The sequence below is a fragment of the Mycobacterium cajalii genome, from assembly GCF_045809005.2.
In the GTDB taxonomy this organism is placed as follows: Bacteria; Actinomycetota; Actinomycetes; order Mycobacteriales; family Mycobacteriaceae; genus Mycobacterium.
On record NZ_CM141436.1, the window covers coordinates 3,040,109 to 3,064,892 of the forward strand.

Below are 24,784 nucleotides of genomic sequence, written 5' to 3' on the forward strand. Positions count from 1 at the left end.
TCCCTACCGGTGAGTGACCGGCCAGTCGCGCTCGGCTTGGCGAATCCGCCTGCGGTCCATGGCAAGCCAGGCCAGCCCGGCACCGAAGGCCAGCAGGCCGACGCTCGCGGCATACACGCCGGCGTGGGCCTGCCCCAGGGCGAAGGACACCACGCACACCACCAGCGCCAGCGCAGCCGCCGCGACCACGACGTGGCCGGGCGCCGGCTGGCCTTCCGGGATCGGCGGGTTCGTGTTCCGGCGGGTGGCCCGATCGTCGTCGACAAGGCCGCGCGCATCGTGTGCCATGAGCGCCTCCTCTGGTAGCCCTTGTGGCCGCGTCCCCCTGCGCGGGCGACGCGGTTCTCGCCTAGGAGCTACCCGAAAAGGCTTTCGAACAAACGGGTTCGAAGCATCAGCCCGGATCGCGGGGCAGCAGCCGGCGTACGGCCCGCGTCTCGATGGCGTTGATGGTCAGGGCCCGGCGGCTGAACCGCCAGCCCGCGTCCGTCAGCGTGTATTCGTCGTCGTAGCGAAGGTGCCAGGTCACGTCGGTCACCTCATCACCGCGCCGATTCCAGTGATGCGCGACGCAGGCGATGCGTCCCCGCGCGAACCCGGGGCCCGAAGACTCGTCGTAGACCTCGCCGACGATCGCGTGCTCGGTCCGCGCCACGGCCGCCACCGCGGACAGCGCCGCCACGATGGCCGGATGGCCCCGGTGCACGTGAACCGGTTCCAGCGAAGCCGGCGGATCGGGCACCGACAGCTCGCCCGAGACAGTGAAAAGTGCTGCCGCGGCCTCGAACCGACGGTCGTCGACGCCGGCCGCATACCGGTGCACCAGGTCGCTGAGGGCCGGCCGGTCCTCCACCGGGAGTGTCATCGCGGCCGCCCCCGGCTCACGGCGCCAGCGACAGCCGCTGCGCGCAGGCCGACACCATGTCCTTGGCCTGCTCGATGTCGGTGGTCGGCGGCATCGCCAGCACGATGCGGTCGGCGCCCTGATCGGCCAGGGCGCCGGCGCGCTCGGCGTCGATCTTGGTGACCAGGTGGCCGAGGGAGATTTCCAGGGCCGCCGGGTCCCGGCCGGCCGCTGACGCCTCGTCGCGCATCACCGCAAGCAGGGCGGCGAGTTCCGCGCCGCCCACGCCGAGTGGCTGAAAGCCGTCGCCGAGGCGTCCCGCGCGGCGCGCGGCCGCCCGGCTGTGACCGCCGATGTGCACGGGAAGCCGGTGGCCGGCAACCGGTTTGGGGTAGCACATGACGTCGTCGAAGACGAAGAACTCCCCGTGGAACGAAGCCCCGCGGGGCTGGTCGGCCCACAGCGTCCGCAGGACCGCCAGCTGCTCGTCGGCGCGCCGCCCCCGGTTGTCGAACTGCGCGCCGCAGGCCTCCAGCTCTTCTTTGAGCCAGCCCACCCCCACGCAGAGCCGCAGCCTGCCACCGGACAGCGCGTCGACGGTCGCAGCCCGTTTGGCCAGCACCACCGGATGGTGGTTGGGCAGCACCAAGACGCCGGTGGCCAGCCCGAGCCGGCTGGTGTGGCCGGCCAGGAACGCCAGCAGATCGAGTGGGTCGGGAATGGGGCAGTCGGCGGCCAGCCCGACGCGTCCGGAACTGTCGTAGGGATAGACGCTCTCGTAGCGGGTGACCAGGACGGTGTGCTCGACGACCACGATCGACTCGAACCCGCACAGCTCGAGATGCTGCGCGAAACTCGCCATCCAGCCGGGGTCCGCGGTGACACCGTCGGCGACCGGGGCCACGACCGAAACCTTCATGGGCCTTGAAACTACAGGTAGCCCCTATTCGACGGCGGCCGGCGCGATCGCGGCGCGGACCGCCTCCGCCAGGGCCCCCGCGCGGCGGTCGGTGAACACGTCCTCGAGCATCATCTGCCGGCCGCCCGGCCCGGTCAGCGGGACCCGCCAGTTGGGATATTCGTCGGTGGTCCCCGGCTGGTTCTGGGTGCGGCGGTCGCCGACGGCGTCGGTCAGCGCCACCCCCAACAGCCGCGACGGCGTGCGGCCCAGATACCGATAGAGGGCGACGACGACCTGCTCGGGGTCGTCCTCGCCGTCGGCGAGCAGGCCGACGCGGCGCAGTTCGGCCAGCCAGGCCGCCAGCTCCGCCCGGTCCGACTCGAGTTCGTCGGCCACGGGCCGGGTCAGCAGGCCCAGGGATTCGCGCAGCCGGACGTGGTCGCCGACCAGGTACCCGGCGGTGGGCGGCAGATCGTGGGTGGTGACCGACGCCAGGCAGTACTCCCGCCAGCGCTCGGCCGGCAGCGGGCCGCCGTTTCCGTCGCGGTCCAGCTCGAACCAGAGGATCGAGGTCCCCAGCAGGCCGCGCAACAAGAGGTAGTCGCGCACCCACGGCTCGACGGTGCCGAGGTCTTCGCCGACCACCAGCGCCCCGGCGCGGTGCGCCTCCAGGGCGACGATGCCGACCATCGCCTCGTGGTCGTAGCGCACGTAGGTGCCTTCGGTGGGCGGGGCGCCGGCGGGGATCCACCACAGCCGGAACAACCCGATGACGTGATCGATGCGCACGCCGCCCGCATGCCGTAACACCGCCCGGATCAGCGCGCGGAACGGCCGGTACTCCTGCTGTTCCAGCCCGTCCGGCCGCCACGGCGGCTGAGACCAGTCCTGGCCGAGCTGGTTGAACTCGTCCGGCGGCGCACCTGCGGTCACGCCGGGTGCCAGCACGTCCTGCAGGGCCCACGCGTCGGCGCCGGCGGGATGCACGCCGACGGCCAGGTCATGCATGACGCCCAGCGCCATCCCGGCGCGCACCGCTTGTGACTGCGCCGCGGCGAGCTGCTCGTCGAGCTGCCACTGCATCCAGCGGTGGAAATCGACGGCGTCCGGGTGCTTCGCGGCGAACCTGGCGACGCCCGCGGCGCCCGGATGCCGCAGGGAGTCGGGCCAGCGATGCCAGTCGGCGCCGAACTTCTCGGCCAGCGCGCACCACGTGGCGAAGTCGTCGAGCGCGCGGCCTTCCCGCTCCCGGAAGGCCCCGTAGGCCAGCTCACGGCCCGCCGATCGCGGGACCCGGTGCACCAGTTCGAGCGCCGCCCGCTTGGCGGCCCACGCCCGGTTCCGGTCGATGGCGTCGACGCGAGCGGCCCGCCGCTGGACGTCGGACCGCAGCTGTCGCACCCGGCCACGCTTGCTCAGCTCGGCGAACTCGGGGATCGCCTCGACGCGAAGGTAGATCGGGTTGACGAAACGCCGCGACGTCGGCAGGTAGGGCGACGGTTCCATCGGCAGCGTGGGCGCGGCCGCGTGCAGCGGATTGACGAGCACGTAGTCGGCCCCGTGGCGGCACGCCGACCACACCGCCAGGTCCGTCAGGTCGGTGAGGTCCCCGACGCCCCAGGACTGGCGCGACCGCACGCTGTAGAGCTGGGTGGCGAGGCCCCACACCCGGCGGGCGCCGAGCCGTTCGGGGAAGCCGAGCCAATCCGGCGTCACGATGAGCGCGGTGCTGTCCTCGGTGTCCCCGGACCGCAAGTGCAGCCGGTGGTAGCCCAGTGGTAGGTCGCCCGGCACCACGAAACTGGCCTCGCCGACCCAGCGGCCGTCCAGGTCGAACGGCGGGGTGAAGTTGTCGACCTGCCGGATCCCGCCGCGCACCGTGCCGTCTTCGAGGCGCAACCACACCTCGGCGGGGTCGCCGTGGGTCACGTGCACCCAGAACCGGATCTGCTCGCCGCTGCGCCCGACGAGGGTCGCCGGCAAAGGCCGCGCCCAGTACGACCGCAGGTGCGCGGCCAGGGCGACGTTGCGCTCCTGCTCGGTGCCGGCGGGAACGCCGAACGCGGCCAGCACCGCGACCAGCGTGCTCGCGGGAACCGGCACCTGCCGCCCGGTCCAGTCCTGGTACTCGGTCGCGATGCCGAAACGCCTGGCCAGCTCGGCCAGGGACGGCGCATGCTCAGTCATGCCGCCCATCCTTCCCCGGAGACGGGCCCGTCGTCGCCGCAGCCGCGTCCGCGCCCGCGCGGCCGCGGCCTTCCGCAGCTCAGCGCCGTGTCCGCCGAATCTCGGCGCTCGACAGGACGAGTTGGCAATCCGCAGCTACCATGCCCTGAGGAGAGACGAAAATTCCGACCGGGGATCGGGTGGGGGGAGCGGAAAGTGCCGGCTTGGTGATGCACGTCAGTGCCGGCACCGTGCGCGCACCCGGCCCCGGCAGCGCGGCCGGAATCCTCTCTCGAGCGGGTAGTACAGGTGAGCTCGCACAACGCAGCGTGGCGGGGTCCGTGCGGGTGGCTTACGGTTGTCGATGGGATTCGCGCGCGGGTGTCGGCGGGTCTCCAGTCGTTTCAACAGACCGGATGGTGAATTAAGTGGCGGAAGAGAGTCGCGGGCAGCGGGGGTCGGGATACGGCCTCGGGCTGTCGACGCGGACGCAGGTGACGGGCTATCAGTTCCTCGCTCGTCGGACCGCGATGGCGCTGACCCGGTGGCGGGTCCGCATGGAGATCGAGCCCGGCCGGCGGCAGAACCTGGCCGTGGTGGCGTCGGTCTCCGCGGCACTGGTGATCTGCCTGGGCGCGCTGCTGTATTCCTTCCTCAGCCCGTCCGGTCAGATCAACGAGTCGCCGATCATCGCCGACCGCGACTCCGGCGCGCTGTACGTGCGGGTGGGCGGCCGGCTGTACCCGGCGCTGAACCTGGCGTCGGCCCGGCTGATCACCGGCCGGCCCGACAACCCGCACCTGGTCCGGTCCAGCCAGATCGCCAGCCTGCCGCGCGGGCCGCTCGTCGGGATTCCCGGTGCGCCGTCGAACTTCGCGCCCCAGACCCCGACCAAGTCGTCGTGGCTGGTCTGCGACACCGTGGGCACCGCGGGCGTAATGGGGTCCGGGCTCGGCTCCCCGTCGGGCGTGACGGTGACCGTCATCGACGGCAATCCCGACCTCAGCGGCCACCGGCGGGTGCTGACGGGGTCGGACGCCGCGGTCCTGAGCTACGGCGGGGACGCCTGGGTGATCCGCGAGGGGCGGCGGTCGCGCATCGACGCGACCAACCGGTCGGTGCTCTTGCCGCTCGGTTTGACGCCCGAGCAGGTCAGCGCGGCCAAGCCGATGAGCCGCGCGCTGTTCGACGCGTTGCCGGTGGGACCCGAGCTGACCGTGCCCGACGTGACGGACGCGGGCACGCCGGCGTCCTTCCCCGGGGCGCCCGGCCCGGTGGGCACGGTGATCGTCACCCCCCAGATCAGCGGTCCGCAGCAGTACTCGCTGGTGTTGTCCGACGGCGTGCAGACGCTGCCGCCGCTGGTGGCCCAGATCCTGCAGAACTCCGGACCGGGTAACACCAGGCCGGTGACCGTGGAACCGTCGGCGCTGGCGAAGATGCCGGTGGTCAAGAAGCTGGACCTGTCGTCCTACCCGGACAATCCGTTGAACGTGATGGACATCCGGGAGAATCCGGCCACCTGCTGGTGGTGGGAGAAGACCTCCGGCGAGAGCCGCGCCCGCGTCCAGGTCATCTCCGGGTCGACGATCCCGGTCGCGTCCCACGACACGAGCAAGGTCGTGTCCTTGGTGAAGGCCGACACGACGGGCCGGCAGGCCGACCAAGTGTACTTCGGCCCCGACCACGCCAACTTCGTCGCCGTCACCGGCAACGACCCCGGCGCGAAGACGACGGAATCGCTGTGGTGGCTCACCGACGCGGGCGCCCGGTTCGGGGTGGACGACACCCGCGACGTGCGCGAGGCGCTCGGGCTGAAGACCGCACCGAGCCTGGCACCCTGGGTGGCGCTGCGGTTGCTGCCACAAGGTCCGACCCTGTCGCGGGCGGACGCGCTGGTGGAGCACGACACCCTACCGATGGACATGACCCCTGCAGAGTTGGTGGTACCCAAGTGAAACGCGGATTCGCACGGCCGACCCCGGAGAAGCCTCCGGTCATCAAGCCGGAGAACATCGTCCTCCCCACGCCGCTGAGCATTCCGCCGCCGGAGGGCAAGCCCTGGTACATGATCGTGATCGGCGTCGTCGTGATCGGCCTCCTGGGCGGCATGGTGGCCATGACCTTCGCCAGCGGCTCCCACGTGTTCGGCGGCGTCGGCTCGATCTTCCCGATCTTCATGGTCGGCGGGATGATGATGATGATGTTCGGCGGCCGGATGGGCGGCCAGCAGCAGATGAGCCGGCCGAAGCTGGACGCGATGCGCGCGCAGTTCATGTTGATGCTGGATATGCTGCGCGAGACCGCCCACGAGTCGGCCGACAGCATGGACGCCAACTACCGATGGTTCCACCCGGCGCCCAACACGCTCTCGGCCGCCGTCGGCTCGTCGCGGATGTGGGAGCGCAAGCCCGACGGCAAGGACCTCAACTTCGGTGTCGTCCGGGTCGGCGTGGGCATGACCCGTCCCGAGGTGACCTGGGGTGAGCCCCAGAACATGCCGACCGACATCGAGCTGGAGCCGGTGACCGGTAAGGCGCTGCAGGAGTTCGGGCGCTACCAGAGCGTCGTCTACAACCTGCCCAAGATGATCTCGCTGCTGGTCGAGCCGTGGTACGCGCTGAACGGGAACCGCGAGCAGGTGCTGGGACTGATGCGGGCCATCGTCTGCCAGCTGGCGTTCTCCCACGGACCCGACCACGTCCAGATGATCGTGGTGAGCTCCGATCTGGACGAGTGGGACTGGGTGAAGTGGCTGCCCCACTTCGGCGACCCCCGGCGTCACGACGCGGCGGGCAACGCGCGGATGGTGTACGGCTCGGTGCGCGAGTTCGCCGCCGAGCAGGCCGAGTTGTTCGCCGGCCGCGGCTCGTTCACGCCCCGGCACGCCAGTTCGTCGGCGCAGACGCCGACGCCGCACACCGTGATCATCGCCGACGCCGCGGACCCCCAGTGGGAGTTCGTGATCAGCGCCGAAGGCATCGACGGGGTCACCTTCTTCGACCTGACCGGCTCGCCGATGTGGACCTCGGTCCCCGAGCGGATGCTCAGCTTCGACGAGACTGGCATCATCGAGGCGCTGCCCCGCGACCGCGACACCTGGATGGTGATCGACGAGAAGCCGTGGTTCTTCGCGCTCACCGACCACTTCAGCCTCGAGGAGGCCGAGGAGTTCGCGCAGAAGCTGGCGCGCTGGCGCCTCGCCGAGGCGTACGAGGAGATCGGTCAGCGGGTCGCCCACATCGGCGCCCGCGACATCCTGGCCTACTACGGGATCGACGACCCGGCCGACATCGACTTCCATGCGCTGTGGGGCAGCCGCTCCGACCACATGGGCCGGTCGCGGCTGCGCGCGCCGTTCGGCAACCGCTCCGACAACGGCGAACTGCTGTTCCTGGACATGAAGTCGCTGGACGAAGGCGGCGACGGCCCGCACGGCGTCATGTCCGGCACGACGGGTTCGGGTAAGTCGACCCTGGTGCGGACCGTGATCGAGTCGCTGATGCTCAGCCACCCGCCGGAGGAACTGCAGTTCGTGCTGGCCGACCTGAAGGGTGGATCGGCGGTCAAGCCGTTCGCCGGGGTGCCGCACGTGTCTCGGATCATCACCGACCTGGAAGAAGACCAGGCGCTGATGGAACGCTTCCTGGACGCGCTGTGGGGCGAGATCGCCCGCCGCAAGGCGATCTGCGACAGCGCCGGCGTCGACGACGCCAAGGAGTACAACTCGGTGCGCCTCCGGATGCGGGCCCGCGGCCAGGACATGCCGCCGCTGCCGATGCTCGTGGTCGTCATCGACGAGTTCTACGAGTGGTTCCGCATCATGCCGACCGCGGTCGACGTCCTCGACTCGATCGGCCGCCAGGGCCGTGCCTACTGGATCCACCTGATGATGGCGTCGCAGACCATCGAGAGCCGGGCCGAAAAGCTCATGGAGAACATGGGTTACCGCCTGGTGCTGAAGGCCCGTACGGCGGGCGCGGCCCAGGCGGCCGGCGTGCCCAACGCGGTGAACCTGCCCGCCCAGGCCGGGCTGGGTTACTTCCGCCGCAGCCTCGAGGACATCGTCCGGTTCCAGGCGGAGTTCCTGTGGCGCGACTACATCTCCCGCGGGGTCACCATCGACGGCGACGAGGCGCCCGCGCTGGTGCACAGCATCGACTACGTGCGCCCGCAGCTGTTCACCAACTCCTTCACCCCGCTCGAGGTCACCGTCGGGGGGCCCGATCAGATCGCGATCCCGACCAACGGGGACGCGGCCGAGCCGCCACTGCCCATCGAGGCCGAGGACGAGGACGAAGAGGGGATCCGCGTACCGAAGATCGGTACCGTGATCATCGACCAGTTGCGCAAGATCCCGTTCGAGCCCTACCGGCTGTGGCAGCAGCCGCTGAACCAGCCCGTCGCCATCGACGAGCTGGTGAACCGGTTCCTCGGGCACCCGTGGCAACAGGACTACGGAACGGCGCGGGACCTGGTCTTCCCGATCGGGATCATCGACCGCCCGTTCAAACACGACCAGCCGCCGTGGACGGTCGACACCTCGGGGCCCGGCGCCAACGTCCTGATCCTGGGCGCCGGCGGCTCGGGTAAGACGACCGCGCTGCAGACGCTGATCTGCTCGGCCGCGCTGACCCACACCCCCGAGCAGGTCCAGTTCTACTGCCTGGCCTACAGCAGCACCGCGTTGACCACGGTCGCGCAGCTGCCCCACGTGGGTGAGGTGGTCGGTCCCACGGACCCGTACGGCGTGCGCCGCACCGTGGCCGAGCTGCTGGCGCTGGTGCGGGACCGCAAGCGCACCTTCCTCGAATACGGGATCGCCTCGATGGAGGTGTTCCGGCGCCGCAAGTTCGGTGGCGCCTCGGGCCCCGTGCCCGACGTGTTCGGCGACGTCTACCTGGTGATCGACAACTACCGGGCGCTCGCCGAGGAGAACGAGGTCCTGATCGAGCAGGTCAACCTGATCATCAACCAGGGCCCTTCGTTCGGTGTGCACGTGATCGTCACCGCCGACCGCGAGTCGGAATTGCGCCCGCCGGTGCGCAGCGGCTTCGGTTCGCGCGTCGAGTTGCGGCTGGCCGCGGTGGAGGACGCCAAGCTGGTGCGTTCCCGGTTCGCCAAGGAGGTGCCGGTCAAGCCGGGCCGCGGCATGGTCGCGGTGAACTACGTCCGTCTCGACGCCGACCCGCAATCGGGTCTGCACACGCTGGTCGCCCGGCCCGCGCTGGGCAGCACACCCGACAACACCTTCGAGTCCGACAGCATCGTCGAAGCGGTCAGCAGGCTGACCAGCGGCCAGGCCCCGCCGGTGCGCCGGCTGCCGGCCACATTCGGCGTGCAGCAGGTGCGGGAGCTGGCCGCGCGGGACACCCGGCAGGGTGTTGGCGCAGGCGGCATCGCCTGGGCGATCTCGGAGCTGGACCTGAACCCGGTCTACCTCAACTTCGGCGAGAACTCGCACCTGATGGTGACGGGACGGCGCGAATGCGGAAAGACCACCACCTTGGCGACCATCATGGCCGAGATCGGGCGACTGTACGCCCCGGGCGCCAGCAGCGCGGCGGCCACGTCGCAGCGTTCGGCCCAGGTATGGCTGGTCGACCCGCGCCGTCAACTGCTGACCGCGCTGGGTTCGGAGTATGTGGAGAAGTTCGCCTACAACCTCGACGGCGTGCAGGCGATGATGGGCGAAATGGCGGCGGTCCTGGCCGGCCGCGAGCCACCGCCCGGCCTGTCGGCCGAGGAGCTCCTCTCGCGGTCGTGGTGGAGCGGCCCGGAGATCTTCCTGATCGTCGACGACATCCAGCAGCTCCCGACGGGATTCGACTCGCCGCTGCACAAAGCCGTCCCGTGGGTGACCAGGGCCGCCGACGTGGGCCTGCACGTGATCGTCACCCGCTCGTTCGGTGGCTGGTCCTCGGCGGGCAGCGACCCGATGCTGCGGGCGCTGCACCAGGCCAACGCGCCGCTGCTGGTGATGGACGCAGACCCCGACGAAGGCTTCATCCGCGGCAAGATGAAGGGCGGCCCGCTGCCCCGTGGCCGTGGCCTGCTGATGGCCGAGGACACCGGTGTGTTCGTGCAGGTGGCGGCGACCGAGGTGCGCAAGTAGAGAGTTCGCGATCGTTGCACCGGGGCGGCCCGGATTGGCCGGGTCAGCCCCAGCGCAGCGGTAACGCCTTGAGCGCGAACGTCTTCGACGGGAACGTGATCTCGGGAGTGTAGTCCGCGGGCAGCTCGAAATCGGGGATCTGGTCGAGCCATTCCCCGACGACCACCGTCAGTTCCATCCGGCCCAGGTGCGAGCCCAGACAGCGGTGCGGTCCGCCGCCGAACCCCCAGTGCCGGTGCACTTTTCCGTCCATCACCAGTTCGTCGGTGGAGATCTCGTCGCTGCCGTCGCGGTTGACCGCGGCCATGCACAACCGCACCGGTGTGCCCGCCGGCAACGTCATGCCGCCGACGGTGACGACCTCCGTGGTCACCCGGGGCGCGACCGGCGCCGAGGGCTCCAGGCGGACGATCTCCTCGATGAAAACCCTGATCTGCTTGGGGTTGCCGCGGAGTTGGGCGCGCAGGGCGGGCCTGCGCGCCAGTTCGTACAGGGAGAACCCGATCGCCGCGGTGACCGTGTCCAGGCCCGCCAGCACGAGCAGGTGGGTCATGCCCAACAGCTCGAGGTCGGTGAATTCGCCCGGGCCGGTCATCACCCGCGACAACATGTCAGAACCGGGATTCTCCCGCCGTTGCCGGATCGCCTCGGCGAGATATGTCAACAACTTGCTGCCCTCGGCGAAGTCCTCCTGCGTGAGGTAGGGCTTGTCGGCCACGACCGCGTCCTTCCAGGCGATCACCCGGTCCCGGTCCTCCAGGGGCAGGCCGTAGAGGTCGAGGAAGACCTGGAACGGGTACAGGCGGGCGAGCTCCGCCATGGCCTCGCACTCGCCCCGCCCGGCGAACGCCCCGATCATCTCGGCGGCATGGCGTTCGAGCACCGCCCGGGACCTGCTGAGTGCGTGCGGGCTGAAATACGGCTGCAGCACCTTGCGGTAGCGGGTGTGTTCGGGCGGGTCGAACGCCAACGGCACCACCGGCAGGGGGCTGCCCGGGGGTTGCAGCGCCAACCGTGAGGAGAACACCTTCGGGTTGCGCAGCGCCGCCAGCACGTCCTCCCGGCGCGTCAGGTAGTAGTGGCCGTTCATGAACACCACGGGACCGGCATCGCGCAACGTCTTCCATCCGACGCCGCGATCTTCGGCCATCGGCAGCTTCGAATATTCGAGGCGCGGCAGGTAGAACGCGCCGGGCTGGCCTTCGTCGGGAGCGCTCATGCTCTCTGATCTCCGCATGCTGGGGGTTCTCGGGTCGTGATGGCACACCAATCTTGCATCTCCGGCCCGAACGCGCCGGCGACCGGGTCAGCCCCAGCGCAACGGCAGCGATTTCAGGGCGAGCGCTTTCGACGGGAATTCGACGTCCGGGGTGTAGCCCGGCGGCAGTTCGAAGTCGGGGATCTGCCGGAGCCATTCGTCGACGATCACGGCGAGCTCGAGCCGGGCCAGGTGGGAGCCCAGGCAGCGGTGCGGCCCGCCGCCGAATCCCCAGTGCCGGTGCACCTTTCCATCCATCACCAGGTCGTCGGTGGACATCTCGTCGCTGCCGTCGCGGTTGATCGCGGCGATGCACAACCGCACGGGTGTGCCCGGAGGCAGCGTCATGCCACCCACCTTGGCGAAGTCGGTGGTGACCCGGGCCACCACCGGCGCCGACGGCTCCAGCCGGATGATCTCGTCGATGAACGCCCTGACCTGCCTGGCGTCCTCGCGTAGCTCACCGCGCAACGCGGGCCGCCGCGCCAGCTCGAACAGCGAGAACCCGATCGCCGCGACCACCACATCCAGATCGGCCAGGATCTGCAGGAAGACCGTGCCGAGCACTTCGAGGTCGCTGAGTTCGCCGGGCCCGTTCAGCACCTGCGACAGCATGTCGGCGCCGGGGCTGCGACGACGTTGCCGGACGGCGTCGGTGAAATATGCCAGCAGCGCCTCGCTCTGGCCCACGTCGGACTTGCCGGCCACCACGGCGTCCTTCCACCCGATCACGAGGTCCCGGTCCTCCAGCGGCAGCCCGTAGAGGTCCATGAACACCTGGAACGGGTAGAGGCGCGCGAAATCGGCCATCGCCTCGCACCGGCCCAGGCCGGCGAGCGCCGCGACCATGTCGGCGGCATGGCGCGCCAGCACCGGTCGGGACCTGCCCACCGCCTGCGGGCTGAAGTAGGGGTCCAGGATCGTGCGGTAGAACGTGTGCTCGGGCGGGTCGAACGCCAACGGCACCACCGGCACCGGACTGCTGGCGGGCTGCAGCGCCAGTCGCGTCGAGAAGAGCGTGGGGTCGTGCAGCGCCGCGAGCACGTCCTCCCGGCGGGTCAGGTAGTAGTGGCCGTTCATGTACACGACCGGCCCGGCGTCGCGCAACGCCTTCCATCCGGCGCCACGGTCCCTGCCGAGCGGCAACGCCGCGTAGTCCAGCCGCGGCAGCTGGAACGCACCCTGCTGGTGTTCGCCGTCAGCGCTCACGCGTTCAGTTCCAGTGCAGCGGCAATGACTTGAGCGCGAAGGTTTTCGACGGGAACGGGATCTCCGGCACGTAGCCGTCGGGCAGTTCGAAGTCGGGGATCTGCCTGAGCCACTCGCCGACGATGATGGTCAGTTCTATCCGGGCCAGGTGCGAGCCCAGGCAGCGATGCGGCCCACCCCCGAACCCCCAGTGCCGGTGCATCTTTCCGTCCACGACCAGTTCGTCGGTGGATATCTCGTCGCTGTCGTCGCGGTTGATGGCCGCCGTGCACAACCGCACCGGTGTGCCCGGGGGCAGCGTCATGCCACCCACCTTGACGAAGTCGGTGGTGACCCGGGCCGCAGCCGGCGCCGACGGCTCCAGCCGCACGATCTCCTCGATGAAAACCCTGGTCTGCCTTGGATTGTCGCGAAGCTCGCCGCGCAGCTGCGGCCTGCGCGCCAGCTCGAAGAGCGAGAAGCCGATCGCCGCCGCCACCGTGTCCAGACCGGACAGGATCAGCAAGTGCGTCATCCCGAGCAGCTCGAGATCGGTGAGCTCGCCCGGGCCGGTCATGATCTGCGACAACAGGTCGGAGCCCAGGTTCTGCCGGCGTCGCCGGATGACGTCGGCGAAATAGTCGTACAGCTCGTCCCCCTCGGACTGGCCGGCCACCACGGCGTCCTTCCAGCGGATCACGCGGTCGCGGTCCTGCAGCGGAAGGCCGTAGAGGTCCATGAAGACCTGATAGGGGTAGAGCCGCCCGAACTCGGCCATCACCTCGCACTCGCCGCGCCCCGCCAGGGCCGCGATCATGTCCCTGGCGTGGCGCTCCAGCACGGGCCGCGACTTGCTGAGGCCCTCCGGGCTGAAGTACGGGTGCAGGATCTTGCGGTAGCGGGTGTGCTCGGGCGGATCGAACGCCGACGGCAGCACGGGCACGGGGCTGCCGGGGGGCTGCAGCGCCAATTGCGCCGAGAACAGGTTGGCCTCGCGCAGCGCCATCAGCACGTCCTCACGGCGGGTCAGGTAATAGGCGCCGTTCATGTACACGACCGGTCCGGCATCGCGCAGCGTCTTCCACCCGGCACCCCGGTCTTCGGCCATCGGTAGCGTCGAATACTCCAGCCGCGGCATGGGGGAGGCGCCCGGCTGCCAGTCGTCGAGAATGCTCATGCGCGCTGGTGTCCGCCTATCTTGTTCGTGACCGCCCGATACAGCAGCCACAGCGAAGCCGCACCGATCAGACCTCGGCCGCAACGCCCCGCTGAAGCCGCCGGCCTTGGTGGGCCTTGGTGCGGGCATCTGCCAAACCCTACCGACCGACTAATCTACCTAGCGAGTTGTCAATCCGACCTGGCGCGCTTGTCGGAGCCGCCGAAGAAGGAACTCAGGTGAAGGTTCGTCTCGAGAAGTCGAAATGTGTAGGGCACGCACAGTGTTACGCCGTCAGTTCCGAGCTGTTCCCGATCGACGACTCGGGATATTCGATCCTCGAAGAACACGAGGTGCGGCCCGAGGACGAGGAGCTGACGCGCGAGGGTGTGGCCTCCTGCCCGGAAATGGCGCTCGTCCTCGAGGAGGATTGACGGCACTATCCGCTCAGTCAACAGCCGAGCAAACGGCAAATGAACGGCGGTTGACTTCGAGTGAACAGTGGTCGGCGGGTAATGAACAGTTGGCGTCTCCGGTCGGTGTCCCGCTTATAACGGGTTAATGTCTTTGGCGAGCGACAGGTCAGCCCACAAGCTAGCTGTCGCTCGGTTGCTGACTATGGGGGTGTCCAAACAGGATGTGCGCGTCGCTCGTGACCGGGTTCACGGGAATCCCGTTGAGGGATCACTAGTCCGGCACAGCAAAACAACACGCCAACTTGTTGGGTCCGCCCCTCGACTGGATTTGCTGACTGTGAACATACAGCTCAAGGCTCCACCGGCTCAGCGGCCCGGAAGTAGCGAATGTGACGAGGCCGTGACCGCGGTCTCTGCTAGGTCTTGTTCGAACGTCGGGGTCGCTCGGCGACCACGGCCCAATAAGGGAGGGCGCGGTGTTTGACTTCGGGGCGCTACCGCCCGAAATCAATTCCGGTCGCATGTACACGGGACCTGGATCGGCGCCCATGATGGCCGCCGCGGCGGCTTGGGACGGATTGGCGGCCGAGCTGAGCACGGCCGCCACCGGTTACGGTTCGGCGATCACGGAATTGACCAGTGGACCATGGGTGGGGCCGGCGTCGGCCTCGATGATGTCCGCCGTTGCGCCGTATGTGAGTTGGCTCAGCGTGGCGGCCGGTCAGGCCGAGGAGACCGCCAATCAGGCCCGTGCCGCCGCCGGGGCGTACGAGACGGCGTTCGCGATGACCGTTCCGCCGCCGGTGATCGCGGCGAACCGCGCATTGCTGCTGATGCTGATCGCGACCAATTTCTTCGGGCAGAACACCCCGGCGATCGCGGCCACCGAAGCGCAGTACATGGAGATGTGGGCGCAGGACGCGGCGGCGATGTACGGATACCTCGGGTCGTCGCTGACCGCCGGGCAGCTGGTGCCGTTCAACTCCCCGCCGAAGACAACCACCCCGAATGCGGGTGCCGACCAGGCCATGGCGGTGGCCCAGGCCGTCGCCACTCCGGCCGGCAACACGGCGCAGACCACCGCGACCACCACCCCGCAGCTGGTGCCGGCGGTGGTGACCCCGCACGCGATCTCGGCGGCCACCGCGCTGCCCCAGCCGCTGCAACAGCTGCAGAACCTGCTCACGACGGCCACCACGAACCCGGCGGCGCTGCCGTGGCCGCTGAACCAGATCCCGACGGCGTGGAACACCTCCGGCATCACGTCGGCGACCTACTACACCTACTTCCACAACTTGCTGCAGGTGTACAACGGCTACGGTACGGGCTACCAGGGCTACCAGTGGGGACAGCAGTTGGTGTTCGGTGCCGGTACCACGGCCGGCTCGGGCTACTGGTACCCGACGCCGCAGTTCGCGCAGCTCGGCCTCGGTGCCCACAGCGTCTCGGCGGTGTCGGCCAGCACGGGCGGGGCCGGCCGGATCGGGGGGCTGTCGGTGCCCTCGGGATGGGCCACGCCGGCCACACCGGCGACGGAGGTCAGCTCCATCGTCAAGGGTGTGGAGGGCACTCCCATCCACGCGGCGGCGAACCATGCACCCGACAACGCCATCCTGCGCGGCATGCCGATCGGGTCGGGGAGTCGGCGGGCGGCCTCCGGTTACGTCAACAAGTACGGGTTCCGCTACAGCGTGGTGGTGCGGCCGCCTTCGGCCGGATAGGCCCGGACACGACCATGAACATAGCGAATGAAACTCAGAAGCTGTTGAGCGCGAAGGTTTTTGGAAAGGAGATCGCATGTCGTTCGTGACTACGCAGCCGGAGGCGTTGGCGTCGGCGGCGGGGACGTTACAGGGGATTGGCTCGACGCTGAGCGCCCAGAATGCCGCGGCGGCGGCCCCGACGACGGGGGTGGTGCCCGCGGCGGCCGACGAGGTGTCGGCGTTGACCGCGGCGCAGTTTGCCGCACACGCGCAGATGTACCAGGCCGTGAGCGCACAGGCGCAAGCGATTCATGAGATGTTCGTCAACACCTTGGGCATGAGCTCGGGGTCGTACGCGGCGACCGAGGCGGCCAACGCGGCCGCGACCGGCTAAAGGAGGTCAAAGGTGATTGATTTTGGTGCCATTCCGCCGGAGATCAACTCCGCGCGGATGTATTCGGGTCCGGGTTCGTCGTCGCTGATGGCGGCGGCCTCGGCGTGGAACGGGTTGGCCGCGGAGTTGAACTCCACGGCGCTGGGCTATGACAAGGTGGTCACCGCCCTGAGCAGCGAGGAGTGGTTGGGGCCGGCCTCGGCCTCGATGGCCCAGGCCGTCCAGCCCTATGTGGCGTGGATGAGCACCACCGCGGCCCAGGCCGAGCAGGCCGCCGCCCAGGCGCGTGCGGCCGCGGCGGCCTACGAGAGCGCGCTGGCGGCCACGGTGCCCCCGCCGCTGGTGGCGGCCAACCGCACCGAGACGGCCCAGGCGATCGCGACCAACGTGCTGGGGCAAAACACCGGCATCATCGCCCAGTTGGAGGCCCAGTACGCCCAGATGTGGGCCCAGGACGCCACCGCGATGTACACCTATGCGGCCCAGTCCTCGACGGCCTCGAAGGTGACGCCCTACAAGAACGCACCGGCCATCGCCAACCCCGCGGCCCAAAGCCTGCAAACCGCCGCCACCACCACCGCGGCGGGCGGGTCGGCCACCAACAACCTGCAGAACCTCATCTCGTCGCTGCCGAGCCAGTTGCAGAGCCTCGCCTCGCCCAGTGGGCTGGCCAATCAACTCGGGTCGAACAACGCGCTCACCGAGCTGTGGTTCCTGATCAGCGGTCAGAGCGTCCTGCCGAGCAACATCGGGACGTTCGTCCAGGGGTACAACAACTACTCGGCCCTCTGGTACAACACGGAAGGTCTGCCCTACTTCTCCGTTGGTATGGGTAACTTCGGTGTGCAGATCGCCAAGACCACGGGTGCACTGGGCGGTGTGGCGCCCGCGGCCGCCGGTGCCGCCAAGGCCCTGCCCGGCCTGGGCGGTCTGGGCGGCCTGCTCGGTGGTGGCGGCGGCGTCGCCGCGCACGCGGCGTCGGCAACGGCGTCCATGGGCAACGCGGCCTCCATCGGCGGCAAGCTCGCGGTGCCGGTGTCCTGGTCGGGGGCCACCGCGCCGCTGGCGCACACCCCTGCCCAGCTGGTCAGCACCGTCAGCGCCGCCCCCGAGGCCGCAGCCGGTGCCGGCGGACCCGGGAACCTGCTCGGCGGCATGCCGCTGGCCGGTGCCGGCGCCGGTAGCGGGGTCGGGTCCGGGCCGCGGTACGGGTTCCGTCCCGTCGTCATGGCGCGGCCGCCCTTCGCCGGATAACGATCGATCGACCCGGTCGGGTGCCGTGCCGACGCGCTCAGCGCCGTCGGCACGGCACCCGTCGGCGTTTCGGCGCAGGCGTTATCCGCGGTCGGATTGTTACCCGTCGCCGCCCTCGGCCACCGCACCGAACCGTCCGGTCGAGGCGCGCCCGACCGGGTGACATCGGTGCTGGTCAGAATCGGGCAGCGGGCTCCGCGAGATGCCGCACGTCGGCGTCGGGTCCGGTGCCCGCGTGCGGTGCGCGCGGACCTTCGGGCGTCCCGGTACGGGAGCGCGCCGATCTAGCCTCGCAAGCACGAGATTCGGAGAACTCTCTCCTCGATGGTGCCCCCGCCGGCGATCGCGGCCAACCGTGCGGCGCTCGCGCGCCTGACGTCCACCAACGTGCTGGGCCAGAACGCGGGGGCGATCGCGGCGCTGGAGTCGCGGTACGCCGAGATGTGGGCCCGGTCACCGCGGCCGGCGAGAGCCCGGCGGGCTCCGGGCAGAGCGCGCTGCACGATCTGATCGGCCAGATCACCGCTCGGCTGCAAAGCCTGGCGGCGCCGCTGTCGTCCCCCCTGCAGGGCGAATGGAACCATCTGGCCTCGTCGTCTGGCCCCCTGTCGTGGCTGTGGCAGATCGTCTTCGGCACGCCGAGCTTCCCGACGAGCCTCCAATCGCTGCTGACCGCCTACGCGCCCTACGCCGGCTTCCTCTACAACACCGAGGGGCCGCCCTATTTCGGCGTCGGGATGGGCAACCCCTTCGTCCAGGTCGCCAAGAGTCTGGGGGCCGTCGGCGGCCCGGCGACCACGGCCGCCGGCGGCCCCGCCAAGGCCACAACTGGTCTGGGCGGACTGCTGGGCGGCGCCGCCGCGCCCGTCACCGCCCGGCTCGGCGAGGCCGTCCCGGTCGGCAGGCTCTCGGTTCCGCCTCTCTGGAGCGACGCCGCGCCCGCGCCTCGCCCCGCCGCGGAGCCACTGGCGGTCAGCAACATCGGGGAGGCACCCGATCCCGGCACCGGCCACCTGTTCGGCGGTGTGCCGCTGAGCGCACCCGGGGCGGGGCCGCACTACGGGTTCCGCCCCGTCGTCATGGCGCGGCCGCCGTTTGCCGGCTAGCCCCTCGTGACCGGTCCGGGCGCGGGAACGGCTCCGAAACGAAAGGCCCGGCGGTCGGACGGAGCCGCGCCCGGCAAGAGTTGCTGACCGGATACGGCCCGGCCCGGCCGGGCAGTCGATCGACCGCTGTTGACGTGCGCCGCCCATGCCGGACAGGGGCGGTGGGCGTCCCCTCTCGGGCCCTTGCCGGACCTCCGCTCCGCGTCATCGGAGACCGCATTTTTACCAGCTCATCCGCCGCCTGGGGGGACCATGGCGCGTCTGCCTGCAGTCCCGCAAACTCACGATTGCTGTGACTGTGTTGCGGGATCCCCCGAGCGGGGTCCGCCGCTGTTACTCTGACGTTACCGAAGGTGAATTCGCCGTGCCGTTTGGTGAACAGTTGCGAACACGGGACGCTGAAGGCAGCTTGGTGCTACGTAGTCATCTACTCTCATACGAGAGCGATTGCTGGAAATTAATCGAGGAGGGAACAGTATGTCGTTCGTAACCACACAGCCGGAGGCTCTGGCTGCGGCGGCCGGGAACCTGCAGGGCATCGGCGCCACCATGAGCGCTCAGAACGCCGCGGCCGCGGCCCCCACGACTGGGGTGGTGCCCGCCGCCGCCGACGAGGTTTCGGCGCTGACCGCGGCTCAGTTCGCCGCGCACGCGCAGATGTACCAGGCGGTGAGCGCGCAGGCGCAGGCGATTCACGAGATGTTCGTGAACACGCTGTCGATGAGCTCCGGCTCGTACGCGGCCACCGAGGCCGCCAACGCCGTCGCCGCCGGCTGACCGGATCGGCGATTCGGGGGGCGGGATCATCGGCGCATGCGCCGGAACCCGCTTGACAGGCCAGCAGTATCGAGCGACCCGTCAACTCGAACGTCGTGGTTCGGGTTTGACTTCGTTCGACCGTGGTACAGCGCCCGGACAGCCATCGGCTGCCGGGAAGGGGGGACATAAATTTCGTGGGCCGGGTTTGGCGGTGTGCAAGCGCGTATCCGTCCGCCCGCCGTCGATCATGTCGACAATGCGCTGAATCAATTCATCAAGACAACGAAGGAGAGAGGCAACATGCCAACACGTTTTATGACCGACCCGCACGAGATGCGTGCGATGGCGGGCCGCTTCGAGGTCCACGCCCAGACCGTCGAGGACGAGGCCCGCAAGATGTGGGCGTCGTCGATGAACATCGCCGGTGCCGGCTGGAGCGGTCAGGCCCAGGCCACCTCGTACGACACGATGGGCCAGATGAACCAGGCCTTCCGCAACATCGTCAACATGCTCCACGGGGTGCGCGACGGGCTGATCCGCGACGCCAACAACTACGAGCAGCAAGAGCAGGCTTCGCAGCAGATCCTGGGCAGCTAGCGCCAAAAGGCGAGGCTGCGTACCATTCCAGACGTTAGGAGAACACCGTCATGTCAATCAACTACCAATTCGGCGATGTGGACGCTCACGGCGCCACCATTCGCGCCCAGGCTGCATCGCTCGAGGCCGAACACCAGGCCATCGTCCGTGATGTGCTGGCCGCTGGTGACTTCTGGGGCGGTTCGGGTTCGGTGGCCTGCCAGGAGTTCATCACCCAGTTGGGTCGCAACTTCCAGGTGATCTACGAGCAGGCCAACGCCCACGGCCAGAAGGTGCAGAGCGCCGGCAGCAACATGGCCAGCACCGACAGCGCCGTTGGGTCCAGCTGGGCCTAACCCCCAACTTCAGGCGCGGCAGCACACCACATATCGGTGTGCTGCCGCGTCCTGCGGTTACCGATTAACCCGACCTTCGAGGGATAGATGGACCAACAGAGCACCCGCACCGACATCACCGTCAACGTCGATGGTTTCTGGATGCTCCAGGCTCTCCTGGACATTCGGCACGTCGCGCCGGAGTTGCGGTGCCGGCCATTCGTATCTACCGACTCCAACGACTGGCTCAACGAGCATCCCGGCATGGCGGTGATGCGCGAGCAGGGCATTGTCGAGGGCGACGAGGTGAACGAGCAAGTGGCCGCCCGCATGCGGGTGCTCGCCGCGCCGGACCTCGAGGTCGTCGCCCTGCTTTCGCGGGGCAAGCTTCTCTACGGCGTGGTCGAGGACGAGGACCAGCCGCCCGGTTCGCGCGACATTCCCGACAACGAGTTCCGGGTGGTGCTGGCCCGGCGGGGCCAGCACTGGGTGTCGGCGGTTCGGGTCGGCAGCGACATCACGGTCGACGACGTCGCCGTCGCCGACAGCGCCTCGATCGCGGCGCTGGTGATGGACGGCTTGGAGTCGATCCACCATGCGGAACCCGCCGCGATCAACGCGGTCAACGTGCCGCTCGAGGAGATGCTCGAGGCGACGAAGTCCTGGCAGGAGTCGGGCTTCAACGTGTTCTCCGGGGGAGACCTGCGACGCATGGGCATCAGCGCCGCCACGGTGGCCGCCCTCGGGCAGGCGCTGTCCGACCCCGCCGCCGAGGTCGCGGTGTACGCCCGTCAGTACCGGGACGACGCGAAGGGCCCCAGCACCTCAGTGCTGTCGCTCAAGGACGGGTCGGGCGGCCGGATCGCCATGTACCAGCAGGCACGGACGGCGGGCTCGGGGGAGGCGTGGCTGGCCATTTGTCCGGCGACACCCCAGCTCGTGCAGGTGGGCATCAAGACCGTTCTGGACACCCTGCCCTACGGCGAGTGGAAAACCCATAGCAGGGTCTGACGCCCGGATACGAAACACAGAGTTTACCAATGCTTCTGCGCACAACATGCGGCCAAGATGCGGACACGGCATACTTCTCTAGAATCATCAGCAAATTCCAAATGAGTGTCACCACAACTCTTAATCGCGAGGCAAGGCAGATGAGATCCGAATTAGTCGAACTGCACGTGCCGGGGGGCGACGTCGCCTCGGGTAATGCAGGGGCCGATGCCCCCGCGTGGCTGAAGACACGGGGTTACACACCAACCATTGCAGGGGGTGCAGGGCGATGACCGCGGTAGTTGAAGCGCCACAGGCTGACGTAGAGGGAGTCTCACAGCCTCGGGCGGTCGTGGTCGGCATCATGGCCGGTACAGGCGTGCAGATCGGCGTGTTGTTGGACGCCAACGCCCCGGTGTCGGTGATGACCGATCCGCTGTTGAAGGTCGTCAACAGCAGGCTCCGGGAGCTCGGCGAGGCCACGCTGGAGGCCACCGGGCGCGGGCGCTGGGCGCTGTGCCTGGTCGACGGCACGCCGCTGCGGGCCACCCAGTCGCTGACCGAGCAGGACGTCTATGACGGCGACCGGCTGTGGATCCGGTTCATCCAGGACACCGAGCGCCGGTCGCAAGTCATCGAACACATTTCGACGGCGGTTTCGGCGAACCTCAGCAAACGATTCGCCGCGATCGACCCGGGCACCGCGGTGCAGGTCGGCGCCGCCATGGTGGCGGTCGGCGTCGTCGCGGCGTCGGCGCTGATGGGTTGGTGGCGCTGGGACCACAACTCGTGGCTCCCCACCATCTACGGTGCGCTGATCGGCGCCGTCGTCACGGCGGTCTCCGTAATGCTGCTGATGCGGGCCAAAACGCAGGCCGAACGCCTCGTCGGCGACACCATGCTGATGAGCAGCCTCGCGCCCCTCACCGTCGCCGCCGCCGGCGCGCCTCCCGGCAGCGCGGGATCGCCGCAGGCCGTGCTGGGCTTCGGTGTGCTCGCCGTCGCAGCCGCGCTCGCCCTGCGCTTCACCGGTCGGCGGCTGGGGGCCTACACCGCGATCGTCACGATCAGCGCGGTGGCGACGGTCGCCAGCCTGGCGCGGATGGTCGCGATGATCAGCACGGTCACCATGTTCACGTCCATCGTGCTGGCATGCGTGCTCGCCTACCACGCCGCGCCGGCCCTGTCCCGCCGGCTGGCGGGCATCCGGCTGCCCGTCTTCCCGTCGGCCACCAGCCGGTGGGTCTTCGAGGCTCGCCCCGACCTGCCCACCACGGTGGTGCGTTCCGAAGGCGGCCCGCCGGTGTTGGAGGGGCCGGCGTCGGTCCGCGACGTGGTGCTGCAGGCCGAGCGCGCGCGCTCGTTCCTGACAGGTCTGCTCGTCGGGCTGGGCGTGCTCACGGTGTTCTCGCTGACCGTGCTCTCCGATCCGCGCACCGGGCAGCGCTGGCTGCCGTTGCTGCTGACCGGTTTCATCGCCGGTTTCCTGATGCTGCGCGGCCGCTCCTACGTCGACCGCTGGCAGTCGATCATCCTGGCCGGCACGTCCGTGATCATCGTCGCGGCCGTGGTGGGGAGGTACGCGATCGTGCTGCAGTCCCCGCTGGCGATCTCCGTCAGCGTGGCGATCCTGGTGCTGCTCCCGGCGGCCGGCCTGACCGCGGCCGCGGTCGTGCCCAACACCATCTACAGCCCCCTGTTCCGCAAGTTCGTGGAGTGGATTGAATACCTCTGCCTGATGCCGATCTTCCCGCTGGCATTGTGGTTGATGAATGTCTATGCAGCGATCCGATACCGCTAACCGGAGGGTGTGGCGCGGTCGCGCGACCCGTGCGACCGTCGCCGCGCTCCTGCTCACCTCGGGTGCGTTGGCGGGCCTACCGCCCGCCTATGCCATCTCCCCACCGACGATCGACCCTGCCGCGGTGCCACCCGACGGTCCGCCCGGACCGCCTGCGCCGATGAAGCAGACCGCGTACTGCACCGAGGTCGGCGTGCTGCCCGGCAGCGATTTCAAGGTGCCGCCGGAGTACATGGACATGCTGAACCTGCCCGAGGCGTGGCAGTTCGGCCGCGGCGCCGGTGTGAAGGTGGCCGTGATCGACACCGGTGTCACTCCGCACCCCCGGCTTCCCCACCTGATTCCCGGCGGGGACTACATCATGGGCGGGGACGGCTTGTCCGACTGCGACGCGCACGGCACCATCGTCGCGTCGATGATCGGGGCGGCACCGGCCAGCGGAGCGGTACCGCTGCCCGCCGCCCCGCGCAAGCCGGTCACCATTCCGACCACCGAGCCGCCGCCCAAAGCACCGCCGCCGCAGACGGTGACGTTGTCGCCGCTGCCGCAAACGGTGACGATGGTTCCGCCCGAGCCGGAGGGGGAGGGTCAGCCGCCGCCACCCGGTGCGCCCCAGCCAGCTCCACCTCCCGGCGCGCCGCCACCACCCGCTGCGCCGCCGGCTCCCGGCGCTCCCGCGCCCGGCGCGCCGTCCGGCAACCGGGGCGACGGTACGGTGACCATTCCGAGCTACTCGGGTGGCGCGCACGTGGCCGGGGTCGACAACCTGCGGGGCCCCCGTCCGCTCGACCCGGCGGTCCCGACGCCGCCCGTGGCGCCGACGCAGCCTTCCGACGCCTACAGCGGCATCGCCCCGGACGTCGACATCATTTCGATCCGGCAGTCCAGCCAGGCGTTCGGCCTCAAGGACGCCTACACCGGGGACGAGGATCCGCAGACCCGGGCGAAGATCGACAACGTGGAGACGATGGCGCGCGCGATCGTGCATGCCGCCGACATGGGCGCCCAGGTCATCAACATCTCCGACGTGACCTGCATGAGCGCGCGCAACGTCGTCGACCAGCGCTCGCTGGGTGCCGCGGTCCGCTACGCGGCGGTCGACAAGAACGTCGTCATCGTGGCCGCCGCGGGCGACAGCAGCAAAAAGGACTGCAAGCAGAACCCGCTGTTCGATCCGTTGCAGCCCAACGATCCGCGCGACTGGAGCGCCGTGACCACCGTCGTGACGCCGTCCTGGTTCAGCGACTACGTCCTGACGGTCGGGGCGGTCAACAACGACGGTCGCCCGCTCACCCAGGGCGGTCAGGGACAGGGCGCGTCGAGTATCGCCGGTCCCTGGGTCGGGATCGCCGCGCCGGGCACCGACGTGGTCGGACTGTCGCCGCGGGACGACGGCCTGATCAACGCGATCGACGGGCCGGACAACACGCTGCTGGTCCCGAGCGGAACCAGCTTCTCGACCGCGATCGTGTCCGGGGTGGCCGCCCTGGTGCGTGCGAAGTATCCCGAGCTGACGTCCCACCAGATCATCAACCGGTTGACCCGTACGGCGCGGGCGCCCGCGCGCGGCGTGGACAACCAGGTCGGGTACGGTGTCGTTGACCCGGTGGCCGCGTTGACCTGGGACGTCCCCGAAGGCCCGGCAAAGCCGCCGCAACAGCTTTCGGCGCCGCTGAACATACCCAAGCCGGCCCCCCCTCGCGACGAGGTGCCGGTCTGGGTTGCCGCAGGGGGGCTGACCGCGGCGCTGCTGATCGGCGGCGCGGTGTTTGGTGTCACGATGTTGATGAAGCGATCGCGTAAGCAGCGATGAGGGCGGGAC

Annotated in this window: 20 protein-coding genes and 1 pseudogene; 14 read left to right on the forward strand and 7 right to left on the reverse strand. The window is 69.5% G+C overall.

Going from position 1 to position 24,784, the window contains the following annotated elements:
• Window positions 1–3: 3 nt before the first annotated feature.
• The 4 genes from ACJ512_RS14470 to malQ all read right to left on the reverse strand — a co-directional run bounded on the left by ACJ512_RS14470 (window position 4) and on the right by malQ (window position 3,932).
• The gene (locus ACJ512_RS14470; RefSeq protein WP_407686289.1) at window positions 4–288 is read right to left on the reverse strand and encodes a LapA family protein; all 285 of its coding nucleotides are present in this window, start codon (window positions 286–288) and stop codon (window positions 4–6) included.
• A gap of 106 nt (window positions 289–394) precedes the next feature.
• Window positions 395–865, reverse strand: a complete 471-nt coding sequence (locus ACJ512_RS14475) for a nuclear transport factor 2 family protein (RefSeq protein WP_407686288.1) — start codon at window positions 863–865, stop codon at window positions 395–397.
• Between the two features lie 16 nt (window positions 866–881).
• Window positions 882–1,763: an LLM class F420-dependent oxidoreductase gene (locus ACJ512_RS14480; protein ID WP_407686287.1), complete on the reverse strand. Its 882-nt coding sequence runs from the start codon at window positions 1,761–1,763 to the stop codon at window positions 882–884.
• A 24-nt stretch (window positions 1,764–1,787) separates the two neighbouring features.
• Entirely contained in the window at window positions 1,788–3,932 is a 2,145-nt protein-coding gene (gene malQ, locus ACJ512_RS14485) for a 4-alpha-glucanotransferase (RefSeq protein ID WP_407686286.1), read from the reverse strand.
• Window positions 3,933–4,339: 407 nt separating this feature from the next.
• Here malQ and eccB point away from each other — a divergent pair, with 407 nt between their 5' ends.
• Complete coding sequence (gene eccB, locus ACJ512_RS14490; RefSeq protein WP_407686285.1) at window positions 4,340–5,869, forward strand: type VII secretion protein EccB; 1,530 nt, start codon at window positions 4,340–4,342, stop codon at window positions 5,867–5,869.
• On the forward strand, window positions 5,866–10,026 hold the full coding sequence (eccCa, locus tag ACJ512_RS14495) for a type VII secretion protein EccCa (RefSeq protein WP_407686284.1): 4,161 nt from the start codon (window positions 5,866–5,868) through the stop codon (window positions 10,024–10,026). Before eccB ends, eccCa begins: the two co-directional genes overlap by 4 nt.
• Window positions 10,027–10,069: 43 nt before the next feature.
• Here eccCa and ACJ512_RS14500 read toward each other — a convergent pair whose 3' ends face one another.
• The 3 genes from ACJ512_RS14500 to ACJ512_RS14510 form a co-directional block, all read right to left on the reverse strand.
• A complete protein-coding gene (locus tag ACJ512_RS14500) occupies window positions 10,070–11,245 on the reverse strand; it encodes a cytochrome P450 (protein WP_407686283.1) in 1,176 nt (391 codons plus the stop codon).
• Window positions 11,246–11,332: 87 nt separating this feature from the next.
• A complete protein-coding gene (locus ACJ512_RS14505; RefSeq protein ID WP_407686282.1) occupies window positions 11,333–12,493 on the reverse strand; it encodes a cytochrome P450 in 1,161 nt (386 codons plus the stop codon).
• A gap of 4 nt (window positions 12,494–12,497) precedes the next feature.
• Window positions 12,498–13,649: a cytochrome P450 gene (locus ACJ512_RS14510; protein ID WP_407686281.1), complete on the reverse strand. Its 1,152-nt coding sequence runs from the start codon at window positions 13,647–13,649 to the stop codon at window positions 12,498–12,500.
• A 218-nt stretch (window positions 13,650–13,867) separates the two neighbouring features.
• Between ACJ512_RS14510 and ACJ512_RS14515 the strand changes: the two genes are divergently transcribed.
• From ACJ512_RS14515 to mycP, 12 genes and pseudogenes are all read left to right on the forward strand, one after another.
• Window positions 13,868–14,062, forward strand: a complete 195-nt coding sequence (locus ACJ512_RS14515; RefSeq protein ID WP_407686280.1) for a ferredoxin — start codon at window positions 13,868–13,870, stop codon at window positions 14,060–14,062.
• A gap of 458 nt (window positions 14,063–14,520) precedes the next feature.
• The gene (locus ACJ512_RS14520) at window positions 14,521–15,765 is read left to right on the forward strand and encodes a PPE family protein (protein ID WP_407686279.1); all 1,245 of its coding nucleotides are present in this window, start codon (window positions 14,521–14,523) and stop codon (window positions 15,763–15,765) included.
• A gap of 76 nt (window positions 15,766–15,841) precedes the next feature.
• Complete coding sequence (locus ACJ512_RS14525) at window positions 15,842–16,141, forward strand: PE family protein (RefSeq protein ID WP_144947324.1); 300 nt, start codon at window positions 15,842–15,844, stop codon at window positions 16,139–16,141.
• 15 nt (window positions 16,142–16,156) lie between these two features.
• Entirely contained in the window at window positions 16,157–17,395 is a 1,239-nt protein-coding gene (locus tag ACJ512_RS14530) for a PPE family protein (RefSeq protein ID WP_407686312.1), read from the forward strand.
• A 318-nt stretch (window positions 17,396–17,713) separates the two neighbouring features.
• Window positions 17,714–17,848: pseudogene (locus ACJ512_RS14535) on the forward strand (PPE domain-containing protein); the annotation flags it as partial.
• Between the two features lie 284 nt (window positions 17,849–18,132).
• Window positions 18,133–18,501, forward strand: coding sequence for a PPE family protein, SVP subgroup (locus ACJ512_RS14540; RefSeq protein ID WP_407686311.1), 369 nt, complete (start codon window positions 18,133–18,135; stop codon window positions 18,499–18,501).
• Between the two features lie 477 nt (window positions 18,502–18,978).
• Window positions 18,979–19,278: a PE family protein gene (locus ACJ512_RS14545; RefSeq protein ID WP_144947327.1), complete on the forward strand. Its 300-nt coding sequence runs from the start codon at window positions 18,979–18,981 to the stop codon at window positions 19,276–19,278.
• 282 nt (window positions 19,279–19,560) lie between these two features.
• Window positions 19,561–19,857, forward strand: coding sequence for a WXG100 family type VII secretion target (locus ACJ512_RS14550; RefSeq protein WP_144947330.1), 297 nt, complete (start codon window positions 19,561–19,563; stop codon window positions 19,855–19,857).
• Between the two features lie 50 nt (window positions 19,858–19,907).
• Window positions 19,908–20,192 carry a WXG100 family type VII secretion target gene (locus ACJ512_RS14555; protein WP_144947333.1) on the forward strand — a complete coding sequence of 95 codons (285 nt, stop codon included), beginning with the start codon at window positions 19,908–19,910 and terminating at the stop codon, window positions 20,190–20,192.
• 87 nt (window positions 20,193–20,279) lie between these two features.
• Complete coding sequence (locus tag ACJ512_RS14560) at window positions 20,280–21,182, forward strand: ESX secretion-associated protein EspG (RefSeq protein WP_407686278.1); 903 nt, start codon at window positions 20,280–20,282, stop codon at window positions 21,180–21,182.
• 268 nt (window positions 21,183–21,450) lie between these two features.
• Window positions 21,451–22,962, forward strand: coding sequence for a type VII secretion integral membrane protein EccD (eccD, locus tag ACJ512_RS14565; RefSeq protein WP_407686277.1), 1,512 nt, complete (start codon window positions 21,451–21,453; stop codon window positions 22,960–22,962).
• The gene (mycP, locus tag ACJ512_RS14570) at window positions 22,940–24,775 is read left to right on the forward strand and encodes a type VII secretion-associated serine protease mycosin (RefSeq protein WP_407686276.1); all 1,836 of its coding nucleotides are present in this window, start codon (window positions 22,940–22,942) and stop codon (window positions 24,773–24,775) included. Before eccD ends, mycP begins: the two co-directional genes overlap by 23 nt.
• Window positions 24,776–24,784: the final 9 nt, after the last annotated feature.